Origin of the sequence: Lactobacillus helsingborgensis, from assembly GCF_000970855.1 — a bacterium.
In the GTDB taxonomy this organism is placed as follows: Bacteria; Bacillota; Bacilli; order Lactobacillales; family Lactobacillaceae; genus Lactobacillus; species Lactobacillus helsingborgensis.
In genome coordinates this window covers 497824-516328 of the sequence record NZ_KQ034047.1, presented here as the reverse complement: position 1 = coordinate 516328, position 18505 = coordinate 497824, and the positions used below count along the sequence as shown (strand labels likewise).

21 protein-coding genes and 1 riboswitch are annotated in these 18505 nt (G+C 35.9%); of the genes, 14 read left to right on the top strand and 7 right to left on the bottom strand.

Going from position 1 to position 18505, the window contains the following annotated elements; all coding sequences use genetic code 11:
* Positions 1-264 precede the first annotated feature (264 nt).
* The 6 genes from JF73_RS08215 to JF73_RS08190 are packed head-to-tail and all read left to right on the top strand — an operon-like array spanning position 265 to position 5858.
* Positions 265-1083, top strand: a complete 819-nt coding sequence (locus tag JF73_RS08215) for a PTS mannose/fructose/sorbose/N-acetylgalactosamine transporter subunit IIC (protein ID WP_046327777.1) — start codon at positions 265-267, stop codon at positions 1081-1083.
* Complete coding sequence (locus tag JF73_RS08210) at positions 1080-1916, top strand: PTS system mannose/fructose/sorbose family transporter subunit IID (RefSeq protein WP_046325673.1); 837 nt, start codon at positions 1080-1082, stop codon at positions 1914-1916. Before JF73_RS08215 ends, JF73_RS08210 begins: the two co-directional genes overlap by 4 nt.
* Before the next feature lie 18 nt (positions 1917-1934).
* Positions 1935-2378, top strand: coding sequence for a PTS sugar transporter subunit IIA (locus JF73_RS08205; protein WP_046327776.1), 444 nt, complete (start codon positions 1935-1937; stop codon positions 2376-2378).
* Positions 2353-2844, top strand: coding sequence for a PTS sugar transporter subunit IIB (locus tag JF73_RS08200; protein WP_046327775.1), 492 nt, complete (start codon positions 2353-2355; stop codon positions 2842-2844). Before JF73_RS08205 ends, JF73_RS08200 begins: the two co-directional genes overlap by 26 nt.
* Complete coding sequence (locus JF73_RS08195; RefSeq protein WP_046327774.1) at positions 2844-3902, top strand: tyrosine-protein phosphatase; 1059 nt, start codon at positions 2844-2846, stop codon at positions 3900-3902. Before JF73_RS08200 ends, JF73_RS08195 begins: the two co-directional genes overlap by 1 nt.
* 54 nt (positions 3903-3956) lie before the next feature.
* Complete coding sequence (locus tag JF73_RS08190; protein WP_046327773.1) at positions 3957-5858, top strand: helix-turn-helix domain-containing protein; 1902 nt, start codon at positions 3957-3959, stop codon at positions 5856-5858.
* Between the two features lie 262 nt (positions 5859-6120).
* On the opposite strand, the gene JF73_RS08185 is transcribed toward JF73_RS08190, so the two are convergent.
* Complete coding sequence (locus JF73_RS08185) at positions 6121-7113, bottom strand: GMP reductase (protein ID WP_046327772.1); 993 nt, start codon at positions 7111-7113, stop codon at positions 6121-6123.
* A gap of 195 nt (positions 7114-7308) precedes the next feature.
* On the opposite strand from JF73_RS08185, the gene JF73_RS08180 reads away from it, so the two are divergent.
* The gene (locus tag JF73_RS08180) at positions 7309-8598 is read left to right on the top strand and encodes an adenylosuccinate synthase (protein WP_046327771.1); all 1290 of its coding nucleotides are present in this window, start codon (positions 7309-7311) and stop codon (positions 8596-8598) included.
* A 3-nt stretch (positions 8599-8601) separates the two neighbouring features.
* Positions 8602-9897 (top strand): adenylosuccinate lyase, encoded by a 1296-nt coding sequence (gene purB / locus JF73_RS08175; RefSeq protein ID WP_046327770.1) that lies wholly within the window; start codon positions 8602-8604, stop codon positions 9895-9897.
* A 265-nt stretch (positions 9898-10162) separates the two neighbouring features.
* On the opposite strand, the gene JF73_RS08170 is transcribed toward purB, so the two are convergent.
* Together JF73_RS08170 and JF73_RS08165 are read right to left on the bottom strand one after the other, a co-directional pair.
* Positions 10163-10480, bottom strand: a complete 318-nt coding sequence (locus tag JF73_RS08170; protein WP_038524623.1) for a type II toxin-antitoxin system PemK/MazF family toxin — start codon at positions 10478-10480, stop codon at positions 10163-10165.
* Positions 10481-10492: 12 nt separating this feature from the next.
* Positions 10493-10765 (bottom strand): type II toxin-antitoxin system RelB/DinJ family antitoxin, encoded by a 273-nt coding sequence (locus JF73_RS08165; RefSeq protein WP_038524621.1) that lies wholly within the window; start codon positions 10763-10765, stop codon positions 10493-10495.
* A 268-nt stretch (positions 10766-11033) separates the two neighbouring features.
* Here JF73_RS08165 and JF73_RS08160 point away from each other — a divergent pair, with 268 nt between their 5' ends.
* Genes JF73_RS08160 through JF73_RS08145 form a run of 4 tightly spaced genes read left to right on the top strand, consistent with a single transcriptional unit; the run spans position 11034 to position 13470 of the window.
* On the top strand, positions 11034-11495 hold the full coding sequence (locus JF73_RS08160; protein ID WP_038524618.1) for a LytTR family DNA-binding domain-containing protein: 462 nt from the start codon (positions 11034-11036) through the stop codon (positions 11493-11495).
* Complete coding sequence (locus JF73_RS08155; protein ID WP_046327769.1) at positions 11495-12256, top strand: LiaF transmembrane domain-containing protein; 762 nt, start codon at positions 11495-11497, stop codon at positions 12254-12256. The genes JF73_RS08160 and JF73_RS08155 overlap by 1 nt, the downstream gene beginning before the upstream one ends.
* Positions 12249-12668, top strand: coding sequence for a hypothetical protein (locus tag JF73_RS08150; RefSeq protein WP_052727791.1), 420 nt, complete (start codon positions 12249-12251; stop codon positions 12666-12668). The genes JF73_RS08155 and JF73_RS08150 overlap by 8 nt, the downstream gene beginning before the upstream one ends.
* Positions 12631-13470: a hypothetical protein gene (locus JF73_RS08145; RefSeq protein ID WP_046327768.1), complete on the top strand. Its 840-nt coding sequence runs from the start codon at positions 12631-12633 to the stop codon at positions 13468-13470. Before JF73_RS08150 ends, JF73_RS08145 begins: the two co-directional genes overlap by 38 nt.
* 46 nt (positions 13471-13516) lie before the next feature.
* Here JF73_RS08145 and JF73_RS08140 read toward each other — a convergent pair whose 3' ends face one another.
* Positions 13517-14248, bottom strand: coding sequence for a LysR family transcriptional regulator (locus JF73_RS08140; protein WP_046327767.1), 732 nt, complete (start codon positions 14246-14248; stop codon positions 13517-13519).
* 104 nt (positions 14249-14352) lie between these two features.
* Between JF73_RS08140 and gap the strand changes: the two genes are divergently transcribed.
* The gene (gene gap, locus JF73_RS08135; RefSeq protein ID WP_046327766.1) at positions 14353-15372 is read left to right on the top strand and encodes a type I glyceraldehyde-3-phosphate dehydrogenase; all 1020 of its coding nucleotides are present in this window, start codon (positions 14353-14355) and stop codon (positions 15370-15372) included.
* 102 nt (positions 15373-15474) lie between these two features.
* Here the strand turns inward: gap and thiE are convergent, their stop codons facing one another.
* From thiE to thiM, 3 genes are read right to left on the bottom strand one after another with little or no spacing between them, the layout of a single operon-like run.
* Entirely contained in the window at positions 15475-16140 is a 666-nt protein-coding gene (gene thiE, locus JF73_RS08130; RefSeq protein WP_371212574.1) for a thiamine phosphate synthase, read from the bottom strand.
* Between the two features lie 10 nt (positions 16141-16150).
* The gene (gene thiD, locus JF73_RS08125) at positions 16151-16954 is read right to left on the bottom strand and encodes a bifunctional hydroxymethylpyrimidine kinase/phosphomethylpyrimidine kinase (protein ID WP_046327764.1); all 804 of its coding nucleotides are present in this window, start codon (positions 16952-16954) and stop codon (positions 16151-16153) included.
* Positions 16955-16965: 11 nt separating this feature from the next.
* On the bottom strand, positions 16966-17754 hold the full coding sequence (gene thiM / locus JF73_RS08120; protein ID WP_046327763.1) for a hydroxyethylthiazole kinase: 789 nt from the start codon (positions 17752-17754) through the stop codon (positions 16966-16968).
* Between the two features lie 73 nt (positions 17755-17827).
* Positions 17828-17927, bottom strand: a riboswitch (TPP riboswitch).
* A 254-nt stretch (positions 17928-18181) separates the two neighbouring features.
* On the opposite strand from thiM, the gene JF73_RS08115 reads away from it, so the two are divergent.
* Positions 18182-18439: a hypothetical protein gene (locus tag JF73_RS08115; RefSeq protein ID WP_046327762.1), complete on the top strand. Its 258-nt coding sequence runs from the start codon at positions 18182-18184 to the stop codon at positions 18437-18439.
* Positions 18440-18505: the final 66 nt, after the last annotated feature.

Sequence of the window (18505 nt, the reverse complement as noted above, 5' to 3'; positions counted from 1 at the left end):
CTTTTGATTTATAAGAGATGATAAAAATAATTAAAAAAATGTAAAAATAATAAAACCGAAAATTGCAATTTTCAAAATATAATAAACCAAGTTTGTATAAATAATATAAGCTTGGTTTATTTGATTACTTTTAAGCTGACTTCCTACTATTTTTTTGCAATATTAAGCGATAAAAAATCCATGGAGGTTATGAAAGCGCTATTTTATACTGACAATGTATTAATTGAATAACTAAAAAGTTATTTAGATGAAAGGAGTACGTTAATGAGTCTTGTAAAAGCTTTGCTGATCGCAATTTGGGCAGGATATTGTTCATTTGACGATCAAGGACCACAAATGTTTCGGAGACCCTTGCTAGTTGGACCGGTTGTAGGATTAATCCTGGGAGATTTGCCAACGGCACTCGTGATTTCCGCTACATTGGAATTAATGTGGATGGGACTAGGCAACATGGCGGGTTATCAAACACCAGATATGATTGTCGGGACAATTATCGGAGTTACTGTTTCAATTACTTCAGGAACAGGTGCTACACCAAAAGGAATTGCTGCTGGAGTCGCTGCCGCCACTACTGTAGCCGTTTTAATTCAACAGTTAATAGTAGTTACGCGGGTATTAAAACAGTTTTTCGAACCATGGGCTCAAAGATTGGCTGATAAAGGAGATTTAAGTGGGATAATGCAAATAAATATTGTTGCTTTTCTCATACAGTTTTCAATTCGAGCAGTACCAACATTTCTGTTTGTTTATTTCCAAAAGGGCATAATTGATAAAATACTGGCTGTTGTACCAAGCAACATCTTAAATGGTTTGGGAACAGCGTCATCTTTATTGCCTGCTGTGGGATTATCCATCTTAATGACAATGATGATGAAGGGCACATTGTGGCCATTCTTAATTTTTGGCTTTGTTTTATCAGCCTATTTAAACTTAGGCATTTTGCCAGTTACCTTAATTTCTTTAATTTTTGCCGTGATCTATTCCTACATTATGGAAATTATAGATAAGCAAAACGAAATGGGTTCAGAAAATAGTAGTTCTAATAATCAGCAAGTTGATGAAGATACGGGGTACGACCTATGAGTAATGAAGTAGAAACTAAAAATAGTAAAAAAATTACCCGTAAGGATTTAAATAAAGTCTTTTGGCGATTGCAAATTTGGGGACTAAACGTTACTTCGACGCTGGTCTTGACCCAAGCTATTGGCTTTTTAAATGCGATGGTACCAATTATTCGCCGTCTTTATGGTGATAATAAGGAACTTAGAATAGAAGCTATGAAGCGCCATCTGACCTACTTTTTATCACAAATTACGGCAACAGGTATGATTCTGGGAATTACCGCAGCTGTTGAAGAGACAACCAGCGAGGATGAAAAAGAAGCAGTTGTTGCTATCAAAGCCGGAATGATGGGACCATTAGCTGGTATTGGTGACAGTGTCTTTAAAATAACCATTCAGGCTATTGCCGGTAGTATCGGTGCAGCTTATGCATTACAAGGAAATGTATTAGGACCTATATTGATGTTCGTCATTTATAACGGAATTAATATTGTTGTTAAATATTATGGAATTATTTTTGGTTACGAAAAGGGCACAGAATTTATTAAAAGTGGTAACCAAAAGAAGGTTATGCAAAAGATAATTAATATTTCAACAGCGATCGGTGTCATGGTTATAGGTGCGCTCATTGCCCAATACGTCAAGATAAATGTTGGTACAGTAATTTATACCAAGGGTACAAAAATTGTCATCCAAAAATTATTAGACGGCGTGATGCCAAAGCTGTTACCTTTGCTGTTTACCTTAGGTCTTTATAAATTACACTCATATTTACCACGTAAATATTTAACTTGGCTAATATTTGCTATTTTGATTTTGGGTACAGTTTTAGCAGTAATGGGAATTATTAAATAATTTGTAAGGAGGTTACTGATGGCTATAAATATTATCTTGGCCAGTCACGGCTTGTTTGCTCAGGAAGCATTAAAGTCGGCTGAAATGATTATTGGACTGCCGCAAAAAAATGTTGCAGTTTTATCTGTTACTAAAGGTAAAACTTATGAAGAAAGTCTTGATGAGATTCAGACTAAATTAAAAGCTCTCAACGAAAAAAATGCGGAAACTCTTATCTTAGTTGATATTTTTGGTGGCACCCCTGCTAATGTGTCTACGTATTTAACTTTGACAAATGAAAATGTCTTAGTTTATTCGGGGCTAAATATGCCAGTTTTACTGGAACTATGCTTAAGCAATCCTGAAAATTTAGTAGAAGCTAAGAAGATTATTGAAAGAACATATCCGCAAGCGTTAGTGAATATTACTGAAAAAGCAAAAGAAGGAGAGAAGCAAAATGCCAATCAAGTGGACTCGTATTGATGACAGATTAATTCACGGTCAGGTTGCCAGTTCCTGGCTGCGTCATGTTGGTGCTGAGCAAATTATATGCATCAGTGATAGGGCAGCTAGTAACCCAGTACAAGAGCAAGTGTTGAAAATGGCTGCTCCTGGCTATATCGTGCATGTTTTTGGAGTTGATAAATTTATTCGAGTTTACAAGAAAAATCCTATAAAGAAGACCACGTTTTTAATATTGACCAGTACCCTTGATTTATTGCACTTAATTGAAGGCGGGGTTGACATTAAGTCAATTAATTTTGGTGGTATGAGAGAGCGTAAAGAACGCACAATTCGCTACAACAATGACTTGTGCTTTACTCCAGAAGAAAAGGATGCTCTAGACAAATTGGTTGACTCAGGACTGGAAATAAACTTTCAAATGGCGGCTTATGATACGCCTACACCAATCAAAGAATATATTGAACAAGTGCAAGGAAAAAACTAATGAAAATCGACTACGCAGAAGCATATGTTTTAGATGATGGACAAACGGAAGTAGATATTAAGACTGATGAGCAGAATTTACCTGATTATGAATTATATTGGACTCTGAATAATGATAAATATACTAAAGAAAAAAAGTATTTGTTAACCAGTAATAAAACTCAGGTCAGCTTTCAATTTACTTACTCAACTGTTAGGCCAACTTATTTCATTCTAAATTTTAAGAATTACGAGCCTTTGTTATTTGGTTATCGTATACTGCCTGTCCCAGGGATGTATAATCTGCGCGATATTGGTGGCTATCGCACAAGTGATGGCATGAGAATCAAATGGGGGCAAGTTTATCGCTCCGATTATTTGCACAATTTAGAGCCTTCTGGCTATACTTTTGTTAAAAATTTGGGGTTAAATTCAATAATTGATTTTCGTGGTGCAATTGAAGTTAAAGATACGCCTGACCCTGTTATTGATCCTGCAATTCATACTTTTAATTTTGATCCTAATGCAGAAACAGCTGCCATAGCCGGCAGAGCCCAAAACTTAGATACCGGAAAGGATATGAAGGAAAGGGCTAAAGAAGCGTTGGCTAAAGGAGAAACTGGTAATGATCAAATGATCAGACAGCAAGAGTCCTTTGTCGGTAGTCCTGCAAGCTTAGAGGCTTTTAGTAATACTATCAAAGTTACGGCCCAAAGTAAGTATTTACCCAGCTTGCAACATTGCCGTGGCGGTAAAGACAGAACTGGCTTTGGTTTCATGGTTTTGGAAGGAATTCTCAGTGTACCGTCAGAATTATTGGTTTATGATTACATGCTAACTAAACGAGCACGCGTTAAGAAAAATGCTCGTTACTATCAAAAATTTTTGCAACAAACTGGTAATAAAGCAATTGCGGATTATATGTATGCCCTTTTTGACACTAGAGCAGAATTTATTACTGCTTCAATTACCAAAATAACGCGCGAATACGGCACAATTTATCAGTATGCAACTAACAAGTTGGGTTTGACTGAATCAGAATATTTGAGTTTACGAAAGTCATTATTAGAAAAAGCATAAGTTTTAAGTTAAAGTAAGTATTAATATTGTCTTAAAAAGGAAGACCGCAAAACAATGTTGAATTTAACTTACCGTGAAATTGATTTGTTAAATCTTTTTTTAAACAATGATTTACTTACTATTTCTGAATTAAAAAATAAAAGCGGAATTTCAGCGCGGACGCTGAATACAGAATTTGAGCAGATTAATAAGGCTTTACGTAATAACGGTCATGATGTCAAAATTATCAATCAAAGAGCTAAAGGATATTTGCTTGATTATTCTTTGGCAGAAAGTGACTGGTTGAAATTATTAAAGGAGAATTGCTCTGAATATTTAAATCTCAAGTTTAATTACTTGTTTCGTAATAAGTTACGTATTGCTAAAATTTGCAGATTTCTGTGTGCGAGTCCAAACTACATCAAAATCGACCAGTTGGCGAGAAAACTAAATTTTAGTACCGCGACTATCAAAAAAGATATGCGCGATGTAAAAAAATTTTTTAGTATTTATAATTTAAAAGTAAAATCTGTTCCATACTATGGCATGAAAGTAGTAGGCAAAACGGGTGCTGTTCGTTCATGTTTGATAGATTTATTTGATATATATAGTTTTGAACAAAAAGACGCTTTGCTACCAGAATATGCTTTTACTGAATATGGTGTTACTAAAACTGAATTACTAAATAAAAGTCAGACTTTACTCCAATTAGTTCATGAATATGATTTCCCTTTAACGGATAATGGCTTCAAGCAAGTAACAAAATATCTGCTGATTTATAAATTACGGCCAGATATTAGTTTAAAAATTGATTATAATTTTAAAGTTGAATTGATGCATAACAAGGCATTTATAATTGCAGCGAAATTAATTAAAAATAGTATCAAAGAAGAACTATGCTTAGCTATTTTTTTACTAATTAATTCCGAAATTGATCAGATTCCTGATCTGAATAAATTAAAAACCTGGTCTCAGCAAGTACAAGTACAGGTTGAACAAGTTTGTGCTGTTTTAAAAGAGCAATTGTCACTATGCATTAATAAAGGTTCTGATATTGCTTCATACATTTATCGCAGTTTTTTTATCAGATACCTTAAGAAAAAATATGACTTTGTTTGCTTCAATTTAGAACTAGCAACTGAAAAGGTTGCTCGCCAAATTTTTGCTTCAAGTTCTTTAACAGTTGCTTTATATAATTCTTGTGCTGATTATAATAAAAAAGAGTTAAATGACAGCCTGTTTAACGATATAGTTCTGGGCTTATATAGTAAAATTCATCAAAAGCAAAACAGTTACTTTCCCACTAACTTCTTGGTTGTAAACGATTATGGTAAATCAGCCAGTGAACACTTAATAGGCAAACTTAATTTAAATAAGTATAATGCAAAATATACTTTTGTTTATTCTTATGAATTGGAAAATATTGATTATTCGAAATATGATTATTTATTAGTTTCCTCAAAAACTAAACCAGGTTATAAAAATATAAATATTCCCAAAATAACTTTTTCCTTTTTTTCGGATGATGGGCTAAGAATGGCTCTGTGGCAAAGAATACTGTCCACTAAACGAACAATTGGCTCAATTGCCAATTATTTTAAGCGGCCAGTAATAATTAAAATAGATGCTTTAAAAGGAAAAATTCAGGACATAGTAGCTAATCATTTGATTAAACAACTAGGCATCCCCCAAACGCATAAAAACAATTTTGTTAGTTATGTTGAAGCTTTAATATTAAATGAAGGCTACCATGCATACCCTTATAATATGTACCTCACGCTTCTGGGCCCCCACAAAATTAAGAAACGTTATTTTGTTCTTAAGTTTAAGCGGCCTGTATATATAAATTGTCATAAGATTTTTAGTTTACAGATTATAATTCTTGACCCTAGCAAAGGATTACTGGAAATTAAAAATGGTGATTCTGAACTACAACAATACTTTAATATTGTGAGGAATGATCAAACTATGATATGAATATATTAGAGAAAGATAATTTGCTTTAAATATAGCAATCAGCTCTCTCAAACTGAATTTTATCCAGTTTGAGAGTTTTTCTGTTGGCGTTAATTGTGATAGTACACATATATTTAATTTCAGCCACTAATATTTACTATTGGAGAAAATAAAAAATCTCAGCACCGACTACCTACCAGAGCTGAGATAAATTTTATTTTAACGGAAAAAAGAAATAATTACCATATTTATTAATAATTTGGGAATAAAATCATGAAATTAGCTATTTGTCGCCATCCATAATCGTGTTTTTGACAATTACATAATCAACCAACTTAATTGAACTAAGGTCTTTACCACCAGCATACGAAATTGAAGATTGCAAATCTTCCTGCATTTCTCTAAGCGTGTCGGCAATATGCCCCCTATAAGGAACAAGCATTTGCTTGCCCTCAACGTTACGATACGCCCCTTTTTGCACTTCAGAAGCTGACCCCCAATATTGCTTGTAAGTTTTGCCATTAATTTTAATAACGTTACCAGATGACTCCTCATGCCCTGCAAGCATTGAACCGATCATAATCATGGTGGCACCAAAACGAATGGACTTCGCTATATCGCCGTTATAACGGATACCGCCATCAGCAATTAATGGTTTGCTGGCTACTTTACTGCACATTCTTAAAGCAGCTAGTTGCCAGCCACCAGTACCAAAACCGGTTTTAAGTTTGGTGATACATGCACGGCCAGGGCCAACACCAACTTTTGTGGCATCTGCTCCTGCACCTTCTAATTCACGAACTGCTTCCGGGGTCGCAATATTACCTGCTGTTAAGAAAGTATCTGGCAATTTTTCTTTAATGTATTTAATCATATCAATAACATAGATAGAATGACCGTGAGCTACATCAATCGTGATATATTCAGGTTTGATGTTCTCACTGACTAATTGGTCGATAAAATCATATTCGCCTTTTTTGATACCGACGGATATTGAGGCAAATAAGCCTTTTTCGTGCATCATTTTGATAAAAGCGAGTCGCTTTTCCGGTTGGAAGCGGTGCATGACATAGTAGTAGCCGTTTTGTGCCAGCCAAACAGCTAAATCATCATTAATGACGCTTTCCATGTTTGCTGGAACAACCGGTATTTTAAATGTTCGGTTTCCAAACTTAACACTTGTATCCGCGTCATGACGGCTTTTAATTATTCCCTTGTTGGGCACAAGCTGAATATCATCATAATCAAAGGCTTCCATACTGAAATAATTGCTCATAAATAAATCGGCTCCTAAATAAAATCTCTTTGCAAACGAAGTAACTATAATCAATAAAAGTTTTTTTGTCAACATAAAAATCGAACTATCAAAAATGTACCAGCTATAATAATTCGCATTTAAATTTGACTAAAAATTGGTAAATTGCTAGACTATTTACGTGATATTTGTAGAATTTTAATGAGGTGAATAAAAATGACAGCAGTTGCAGTTGTTGGTAGTCAATGGGGCGACGAAGGAAAGGGTAAAATTACCGATTTTTTAAGTAACGAAGCAGAGTACACTGTACGCTCAAATGGCGGTAATAATGCTGGTCATACTATTGAGATAAATGGTCAAGACTTTAAGATGCGTTTAATTCCATCAGGTATTTTTGCGTCAGATAAAGGTGCTGTAATTGGTAATGGCGTAGTTATCAATCCCGAGGTTTTATTTGGCGAATTAAAAAATCTGGAAGAAAAGGGAATTGATACTAGTAAATTGAAGATTTCCAATCGTGCTCATATCATCATGCCATATCATATTAAGCAAGATGAGTACCAAGAAGAAGCAAAAGGCGATCAGAAAATCGGTACTACTAAAAATGGTATTGGACCTGCATATATGGATAAGGCTTCCAGAATAGGCATTCGAGTTTGTGATCTTCTTGAAAAAGATACTTTTGCAGCAAAATTACGTGCTAACTTGGCTCAGAAAAACGACATTTTCACTAAAATTTATGGCAAACCGGCACTTGAATTTGATGACATTTTCACTAAGTATTATGAATATGGTCAAAAAATGAAGAAATATGTTACTGACACATCAGTGTTAGTTAACGATGCCCTAGATAATGATGAAAAAGTTTTATTTGAAGGTGCACAGGGAATTATGCTTGATATAGATGAAGGAACCTATCCATTTGTTACCTCATCAAATACCATTTCCGGTGGCATTGCCAGTGGCATGGGAGTAGGTGCTAATCGGTTAAAAACTGTTATTGGTGTCTGCAAAGCCTATACGACCCGTGTTGGTGCCGGACCTTTCCCAACTGAGTTATTAGATGAAACTGGTAACCGTATTCGTGAAACTGCTCATGAATATGGGACAGTTACCGGTCGTCCGCGCCGCGTAGGTTGGTTTGATTCAGTCGCTTTACGTCATGCCAAGCGCGTTTCTGGCATTAACGGGTTAAGTCTTAACCTACTTGATATTTTCAGCGGCTTTGACACTATTAAAATTGCAACTGCTTATGAACTTGATGGTCAAAAAATTGATTACTACCCAGCTAGTTTAAAAGAATTAGACCGCTGTCAACCTGTTTACGAAGAATTACCGGCTTGGAAAGAAGATATTACGAATGCCAAGACCTGGTCTGATTTGCCAGAGAATGCACAGAAGTTTTTGAATCGTGTGTCAGAACTTGTGGGGATACCTCTAGTTACTGTTTCAGTGGGTCCTGACCGTGAACAAACAATAGTTTTACAAGATCCGTGGGAAATGTAATTTATGTTAGAACGTTATACTCGCCCAGAAATGGGTAAAATATGGTCTGATGAAAATAAATATGAAGCTTGGCTTAAAGTAGAAATAGCTGCTACCAACGCTTGGAGCGAATTAGGGGAAGTGCCTCAAGAAGATGCTGCTAAAATTGCCCAAAATGCCAGCTTCACGCCTAAAAGAGTGGCTGAATTAGAGCAGATAACGCACCATGATGTAGTAGCTTTTACCAGAACAGTTTCTGAAAGTCTGGGCCCGGAGAAAAAATGGGTGCACTTTGGTTTGACTTCAACAGATGTGGTTGATACGGCGCAGGGTTATATTTTAAAACAGGCTGATGCAATTATTCGCCAAGATTTGCAAGATTTAAAACAGACGATTGCGAATAAAGCACGTAAATATAAAAATACGGTGGAAATGGGACGCACGCATGGTGTGCAAGCTGAGCCCACTACTTTCGGTCTGAAGCTCGCTCGCTGGTATGCAGAAATTACTCGGGATATTGAACGCTTTGAACATGCAGCAAAAGGTGTAGAATCAGGGAAAATTTCTGGAGCAGTGGGAACTTTTGCTAACGTCCCACCAGCTGTTGAAACTAGTGTCTTAAGACAATTGGGCCTGACCCAGCAGCCTATTACCAGTCAGGTCTTGCCACGTGATTTACATGCTGAATATATTGCGACTTTGGCGCTGATAGCTACCAGTATTGAGAACTGGGCTACCGAAATTAGAAGTTTGCAACGCTCTGAAATCCACGAAGTGGAGGAACACTTCCGTGCGGGACAAAAGGGCTCGTCGGCAATGCCTCATAAACGCAATCCTATTGGCTCAGAAAATCTTTGCGGAATGGCGCGGGTTCTACGGGGTCATATTATTACTGCTTATGAAGATGTATCACTTTGGCATGAGCGCGATATTTCCCATTCCAGTGCCGAAAGAATAATCTTACCGGATACGACAATTGGTATTGATTATATGCTTGATCGTTTTAACCGCATTTTAACCAACCTCGATGTTTTCCCAGAAACCATGCTTAAGAATATGGATAAAACTTATGGCCTGATTTACTCACAACGCTTGCTGTTAAAGCTTATTGATGAGGCTGGTCTTTCTCGTGAAGATGCTTATGATATGGTCCAAAAATTAACCGCTAAATCGTGGAATGAAGGCATTTCTTTTAGAAAATTAGTTGAAGATAGTCCAATCATGGATTATCTTACAGAAGATGATGTAGCCGATGCCTTTGACTATCATTACCATTTGCGTCATGTTGACGAAATCTTTAAAAAAGTTGGTTTAGAATAAATAATTAGTAAAGCAGTCAGGAAAAAATTATTGCTATTAGACTAACCAAAAATGCATTGAGCTTCATTACTCAATGCATTTTTGATTCTTGATACTGTTTAATAATTTTAATAGATTAGAGATCAATCATCACTAATCAGTGGCATACCAGTGATGAGGCAGCCATTACTTAATTTGTAATTGGCTTTCTTTTTCAGATTAATGGCCACTTTTTGGTTATATCAAAAAGCAACTTTGCAGGCATAAATACCTGTAAAATTGCTGGTTACCACATAAATTTCTTAAGATTATTCAAATCAGTTACCGTTAAGTTACCTATATCTTTTAGTCGAGTTTTATCAATTCTGAGCTGATAACGTTTATTACAGTCTATCCATGATTCCTTGTTAAGGCCAGACTTTTGCCAATCGGTAATTTTAGCATACTTTGCGCGAATGCGTTTTGACTTATTTTGATATTTACTGGTAATTTTAAATACATAATAAAATTCATCATCCTGCTCAATGTATAAAACTGGCCGACTTTTTCCATTTGGTACATCTTCATATTCAAGGTATGTTATAAAAATATCGCCCAAATTCATTAACTGGTCTCCTTAATCTGCGAAAAAGTCAGCTATTTCTTCGGAGGTTTCAACCTTTTGTGCAGGAATTTTACGACTAGCTGCAATAATTTCATCTTTTAGATGGTCATAGTCATCAACTGAAAATGCTACGGGTAGTTTACCTTTGTCCGCAATCTGTGTCAGCATCATTGAAATTACATCATTAGGTTTAAGACCAATTTTTCTAATAACTAGCTCTGCTGTATCCGCTATTTGTTTGTCTATATTAACAGAATATCTTTTAGTAACAATCTTAGTTGCCATAATTTGCCTCCCAAAATTATTTTATTACATAAATAATATCATAAAATTACCTAAAATAGCATATTTTAGGTAATTTTTGTATATTTTAGTCTAAAATTGTCTTAAATAAAATACTATAGTAAAACTGACTTTAAATTTTTGGCTTCTTCTAAATCAAAAAAATATGCCACTTGGTTTCTTATAATTGCCACTTAGTTAAAAGTGCTAGATTTTAAATTAAAATAAGCGTTTAATTAAATCATCAAGTGATGAAGGGCAGGTGAGAAGCGTGAAAATAAAAATAGAACTAAATCCAGATCTGGACGATGATGATACCAGTATCACAATTCATGCTAAAGCCGTGACACCAGAAGTTGAACAAATTTACCGTCAACTTCAAGGTATTAATAAACATCCAGATCAAATTGAAGGCAAAAAAGAAAATGTGTCCTATTACTTGAGTATGAATGAAATTTTATTTTTTGAAACAGAAGATAAACAGGTAATTGCACATACTGCCAGGGATGCGTTTACGGTAGATTATAAGCTCTATGAATTGGAAAACTTGTTAAGTAACCAGTTCATGCGGGTATCTAAGTCAACAATTTTAAATTTAAATCAAATCTATGCGTTAACACGCTCGATTTCTAACTGTAAGATTAATTTTCGCGATTCTTATAAAACTGTCTATGTTTCACGTCACTACTATCACAATTTGAATGATAGGTTAAACGAGAGAAGGTCATCATAATGAAAAGATTTAAACTCAGAGAAATATTTTGGGGCATTGCTCTAGTTGCTGCTGCCGTGTTCTTAGTCCTTAATCAGCTGCATCTGCTTTCATTTCATCTAAAAGTCAGCATGATTATTTGGACTATCATCTTCGGAGCGGCACTGATCGAAAGCGTGGCGGATAAGAGTTTGTTTGGTACAACTTTTTCCATTGCCTTTTTGTTAATTGTTTACGCTGAACCGTTGCATATTACTCAAATTGTACCGTGGACGGTCTTAGTGGCGGCGTTATTAATTTATTTAGGTTTAACGCTGATTTTTAAGAGAAGCTGGTTTCCCAGAATAGTTTATTTTAATCAAAAAAAAGACGGGAAATGGAAGAACTTTAGCAATAATCGTTCAAGAATTGATAATAACGTATTTAGTGGCGGTACTGGAAATGTTGATGGCGAAGATATAGTAATTAATCAGCGCTTGTCATCAGTTTCGCGTTACGTTCATTCACAAAATTTACGCAGTATAACAATTAATTCTTCTTTGGGTGAAGTTGAGGTCTACCTTGATCAAGCTAAAGCTGCAGGCGATGTAGTGACTGTTGACATTAGTGGCACTATGGGTGAGATTGAAATTTACGTTCCAACTTCATGGAGAGTCAATAGTGATAACTTAGACTTAGCTCTGGGAGAATTAGATATTGATGACGGATCTACCGGTGGCGGTCCTACATTAATGTTAACAGGTCATTTCAGCATGGGTGATGTGGAAGTTAATTATGTTTAACTTTGAGAAAAATAAAATGGTTAATTTAAAACAATTACATGATTATGTCAAAGAAAATTATGAAGCCGGAAACTATAAAGAAGCTGAAAAAGCCTATAAAAAATGGCGTGATACCACTGATTATACCTATAATGCAGCAAAAACTGCTGTGAAAAAGAGTTCTCTCAGTGATTATCAAATGGGTTATGAACAAGCCAAAAAGGACTATGCAGAGAGTCATTCTTTCAAGGCTTTTCCTAAAAAAGGTGTTAACTTAGTTAATCGTGTTACCCAGAATAAAGCAATTGAAATAGAACGCTACATTGACGGCTACAATGATGCCAAGACCAAAATTTTACAGGCGAAAAAAAAGTCCATAAAGGAGATTATTAATTATGTATGGCTCATTATTAGCCAATGTAAGTTCAGATAGAAAAATTAAGGAAACTATAGAACAGTTTCCTCAAAATACACAAGCCTATTATCTGGAAAATAAGCCAGTCGGATTAATGACCTGTTGGCAAAATGCTTTTCACCCTTATTCCTTAAATTTTGCAGGCTATCTTGCACCTAGATTAACCAGCGGTGAACAAATGCAGGTTTATGAGCAAATACTGACGGATTTAACGGCAAAAGCCCAAAAAAATCACCAAAACGCATTAATTACCTATGATTATGCACCGCAATTACTCTTTAATGCTATTGGTCAAAAAAATGGTTTTAAATTAATCAGAACTACTGTAGAACCCCAGATGCCTTTGAAAAGGGCACTGAAAAATATTCTAATTGATACTGATTTGCAGATGGTCACTCTACATGAAATAAAAAAAGATTCTGTAATAATGAATAGGCTGGCACAAGTGAGCTTCTCAGATTATCAAAAAAATCATTTAGCAAATCCGGTTGCAAAGATACCTCTTAGTGAGTGGAGCAAAACCATTTTCACTGATCAACTTGAACACGCTCCCTTAGCGCTAATTGCTGCTGGACAAATTAAGGCTTATTGCTTTTCTTTTGAGGATACCCCTCAAGAATTGACTTTAGGATGGATGGGTGCTGTTAAGCCTAATTTATTAGACCAATTGCAACAGCAATTGCTAAATTGGGCACAAGCAAAATATCAAACTTTAAGTGGTGAATTTGACTCTACAGACCCATTAGCAACGCGGACTTACAGAAAGTATGCGTTTAATATGTGTCCAGTTTATGAAACGTATTTAAAAAAATTAAATTAGAAATTTAAAAAGGCACCTTTATTCAAATAATGGTGTCTTTTATCATTTATAATTGATAGCGGTAAAAATAATAGGGGATATTCCAGCTTTGCGAATCAGCTGCAACTAAATCATCATTCATTAAGTATTTAGGCAATAATGCAGTTGCCTGACCTTTTTTGACTAGCTCTAAAATCATTTCCAGTGAATCAATTTCAGTGACACTGTTTTTATTCTGCGTTAACTTGAGAGTCAAGTTACGAAACGGACAATTTATGTCTGCGTTTATGGCAACCGGTACATTTTTACTTTCCTGCTTTTTGCCTTTTAAAAAACAGGCTTGTAAATGACTTTTCTTGATTAACGAATATTGGGGTAAAGTGATCGGAGTAAAGGCCCAGACCATGTCATAGGTATGTTTAGTCAATAATTCTTGAATTTCATTGGTACTTTTAATGATGACTTCATATTGATCAAGTGCAAACTGTTTCTTTTGGGTAATAACATAGCCAAAAAGCAACTCGGAAATTAAAACTTTGGGTTTGTTACTGGTTAAATCGTCTTTTAAATTTTGATAATTTTGTAGTACCTTAGTCGCAAAATGATACATTTTTTGCCCATTTTTAGTTGGTCTAACCCCTAAATTAGAACGCACAAAAAGTGGCGTTTTCAATTCTCGCTCTATTGTTTTGAGCCTGGCCGTAATATTGGATTGAGTGTAGCCCAATTTTAGTGCCGCTTTATTAAGCGATCTAGTTTCATAAATTGTTTGGTAAATATATAAATCGTTAAAATTCATAATACTCCATATCATTAAAAGTGATAACCCTATTACAATCTCGTATTATGCAGAGTGAATTTGTTTTAATATACTAATTTTGTAATCTAAAGGGGGAACTTATTATGACTACAAAAATTGGTATTAATGGCTTTGGTCGCATTGGTCGGCTTGCTTTACGGCGAATTTATGAAGTGGCCAGTGACGACATCGAAATTGTCGCAATCAACGACTTAACTTCACCAGCTATGTTAGCACATTTATTAAAATATGATACTGCACACGGCAAATTTAATCATGAAGTAACTGCTACAACTAATAGTATTGTAATTGATGGTAAAAATATTCCGGTTTATGCGGAAAAAGATGCCAGTCAAATTCCGTGGGTTAAAAACGATGGAGTTAAAATAGTACTTGAATGCACTGGATTTTATACTTCAACTGCAAAATCCCAAGCTCACCTTGATGCCGGTGTTAAAAGAGTATTAATTTCTGCTCCTGCAGGCAATATGAAAACTATTGTTTATAGCGTAAATGATGATCAATTAACTGACTCTGATCAAATTATTTCCGCAGGCTCATGTACCACTAATTGTTTAGCACCATTAGCACAGGCAATGAACGATGAATTTGGCATTCAGGTGGGAATTATGTCTACAACGCATGCCTATACTGCTTCACAAATGTTACAGGATGGACCTGATCGTGGTGGCAATGTCCGTAATGCCCGTGCCGCTGTGGCTAACGTTATTCCGCATTCAACTGGAGCAGCTAAAGCGATTGGACTAGTTATACCTGAACTGGATGGCAAACTTACGGGTATTGCTCAACGAGTCCCTGTTATCTCTGGTTCTATTACTGAACTAGCCGCTATTTTGGGAGAGAAAGTTACAGCTGCAGAATTTAACGCTAGAATTAAAAAGCATACCGAAGGCAATGCTTCTTTTGGCTATAATGACGATCAAATTGTCTCATCAGATATTATTGGCACTGAATTTGGTTCGGTATTTGATCCAACTCTCACCCAAGTTGAAACTGGAGATAATGGGGTACAACTAGTCAAGGGTTACGCCTGGTATGATAATGAGTCTGGCTTTGTAGCCCAAATGATCAGAACACTGCAAAAGATTGCCCAGCTAGGTTAATTCCGTAATTTAACTCGTATCTTTTATCAATTTATAACTGTACATCATCAATAAAAAATGGTTCTGCCAAGTGCAGAATCATTTTTGTTTCTTTAAAATATGCTAGTCATTTTTTATCCATGGCGCTGTGAGCATTTGACTAACGGTTTGCTTAATATCATTGCTTTGGGCAATCAAAGAAATTACTGCAGCCCCAGCTGCCTTAGTTTTAGCGATTGCGCTTAAGTCGCTAGCGGTAATCCCACCAATAGCAACTATTGGCCTGGTTGTGCTTTTGACCAGTTGGCTTAAGCCAGCAATACCAATTTCGGGGTCGGCATCACTTTTAGATTGGGTGGCATAAATTGGACCGCTGCCATAATAATCAATTCCGCTAATTTTATTGGCTTGCTCAACTTGCGTTAAATTCGAGCAGGAATAGCCGATAATCATTTGAGCGCCAACTTCTTTAATGACCTGTCTGATTTCTTCATCGCTTTGACCAACATGAACGCCTTCGGCATGAACTTGTTGTGCAAGCTGAACATCATCGTCAATGAAGAAGGGCACGTGATACGCATAACACAATTGGTGCAACTTTTGCGCCATAGGGAGTCTCTCGGCTTCACTTAAAGTTGAATTAGAACCCTTGTCCCGAAATTGAAAAGCAGTAATACCTGCAGCAAGTGCTTCTGCGACTAAGCCAGGTAATGTTTTACCTTCTGGCACGTCTTGACTACCACAAATAAAGTAAGCATGTAAAAAATCAGTGTTAAAGTCTTTCATTATTTCTCCTAAATTACTGAGCCCAATGATTTAAAGGGCCATGACCATGACCAACTTGAATAGTTTCTTTAATAGCTTTAGTAACGTACTTTTTAGCAATTTTAATTGCCGCAGGCAAACTTTGACCTAAAGCCAGTTGAGCTGTAATTGCTGCAGCTAAGGTGTCACCTGTACCGTGAGTGCGTTCGGTATGTATTCTGGAACTGCTGACCCAAAGATCGGAACCATCAGCAAATAAAGCATAATCTTTTACTTGATCGGTACTTGCATGACCGCCTTTAATTAGCACATTTTTAACTCCCATATCTTGTAATTTATGAGCTAATTCTGGATATTGATCTTGCATTTGTACCTTAATGCCAGTTAAAGTTTCTGCTTCTGGTAAGTTAGGTGTGATTAAATCGGCTAAAGGCAGCAGCTCGTTTTTAACGGTGGCGACAGCATCTTGACTCAATAATGGAGCACCACCCTTAGCAACCATTACTGGATCTATGGTAATGGGGCCAAAGTCATACTTTTGCAAATTAAGTGCAACTTGGTGAACGTGAGCCGCATCGCCCAACATTCCTGTTTTACAAGCACGGATGTGGAAATCTTCTGCCAGAGAGGCGAATTGGGCATCGACCATTTCTAAGGGCAGTAAAAAAGACTTTTGCACACCTAAAGTGTTTTGTGCTGTCACAGCTACGACCACTGCTGTCCCAAATACTTTTTGCATTTGAAAAGTTTTAAGGTCAGCCATGATTCCGGCACCTCCACCTGAATCTGTGCCGGCAATAGTTAAAACTTGGGGAAAAGAATTAATTTTTTCAGTCATCATAAAGTTCCTTAATCAAAATCTGCAATTTGTTCAATATCTGCGGCTTTTACTTTATATAAATAATCCATGAGATACATGCCAAAAGTACCTAGTCCGACATTGGGGTGCTCTTGAACTACTAATTGACCGGCGCAACTGAAAACTAAAGCACCTATTTGAGCCGCTTCAAACGGATCATCAGTGACTGCTGTAAAAGCTGTAACAATACTGGTTAACATATCTCCTGAGCCGACATGAGTTTTAAAAAGGGGTGAGCCGTTATGGATATGGGCTATTCTTTTACCGTCGCTGATTGTATCTGTTGGGCCACTGGCAATAACTGTACAGTGGTATTTCTGCGCTGTTTTTGCAGTAATTTCATCAATATCACCAGAACCGGAACCTGCATCGATGCCCTTTGAATTCCAGTTGAAGTCACCTAAGGCAGCTATCTCACCAATATTGCCCCGAATAATACTAGTATGAAAATCCCATAAAAGCTTATCTGCAATTTTATAGCGATATTCAACTGCACCAACAGCTACGGGATCAAACACTATCGGTTTATTATATTGGCGCGCTAAATCTTCCACTTTTTTAATGTGGATAATTTGCTGCTTGGTTAAACAGCCAATGTTAACTGTAACAGCAGAAGCCAGCCGCACTATTTCTTCGGCTTCAGCGATTTCATTGCTCATAATTGGTGAAGCACCAATAGCATTAACAGCATTTGCCACATCCTGAACTGTTACAAAATTGGCAATGTTGAAAATAACCGGATTTTGCGCTCGTAATTTGTCTAATAATTCTAACTGCATTATATTCTCCTAATTAACTGTCTTTAAAATTTTGATTAATAAAAAAAGCTTTAGCATGTGAAAATGCCAAAGCTTAACAGGTTCGACACGTTCCTACGCAAGTGTTAACTTACAGGTTCAAAGGGTCTGAAATAGTTTTCATCTCAGCCAAAAAGGCACCCCTCGTGTTATCGCTTTCAATTATAACGAAATTAATGCTAGATTACAATGTCATGTTTTGCTGCTTAATATGATTCTGCTTATAATTTCAAGCTTTCTTTACATAATCTAACCAAGTATTTTGTCAAATAAAGCAAATAATTATAGCAGCCGCTTTTTTTAGATCAAAAAAATTAGCCAATTACTCGCTGCCTAAATTTTTATGCTATATTATACTAAATAAAATTAATTAATTAATTTTTAATATTAGGCGAAAGGAGCGGTCATGATGAAAAAGAAAATTACAAATACAGATCGAAATAATGCGCTTCATACACTTTTTATAGAACATAAAATTGATAAAATATTTTTACCTATTGCAGCAGTGTTTGTGGCCTTTTTATGGTTATCAATTTTGTTTAATTTTGCAGTTTTCGTTAAAGTGATTACCGTGGTTTTTGTTGTTGTGCTGCTTTATTTCGCAATATGTACATTTTTTGAAATACATGATTGGTACAAGAGAAAACATGATAAGGACAAATTTTAAAAGTAATTTTGCAAGACAGTTTTAACTTAATTTTCTGAAATTTAAATACAAAAAAGTCCAGTAAAT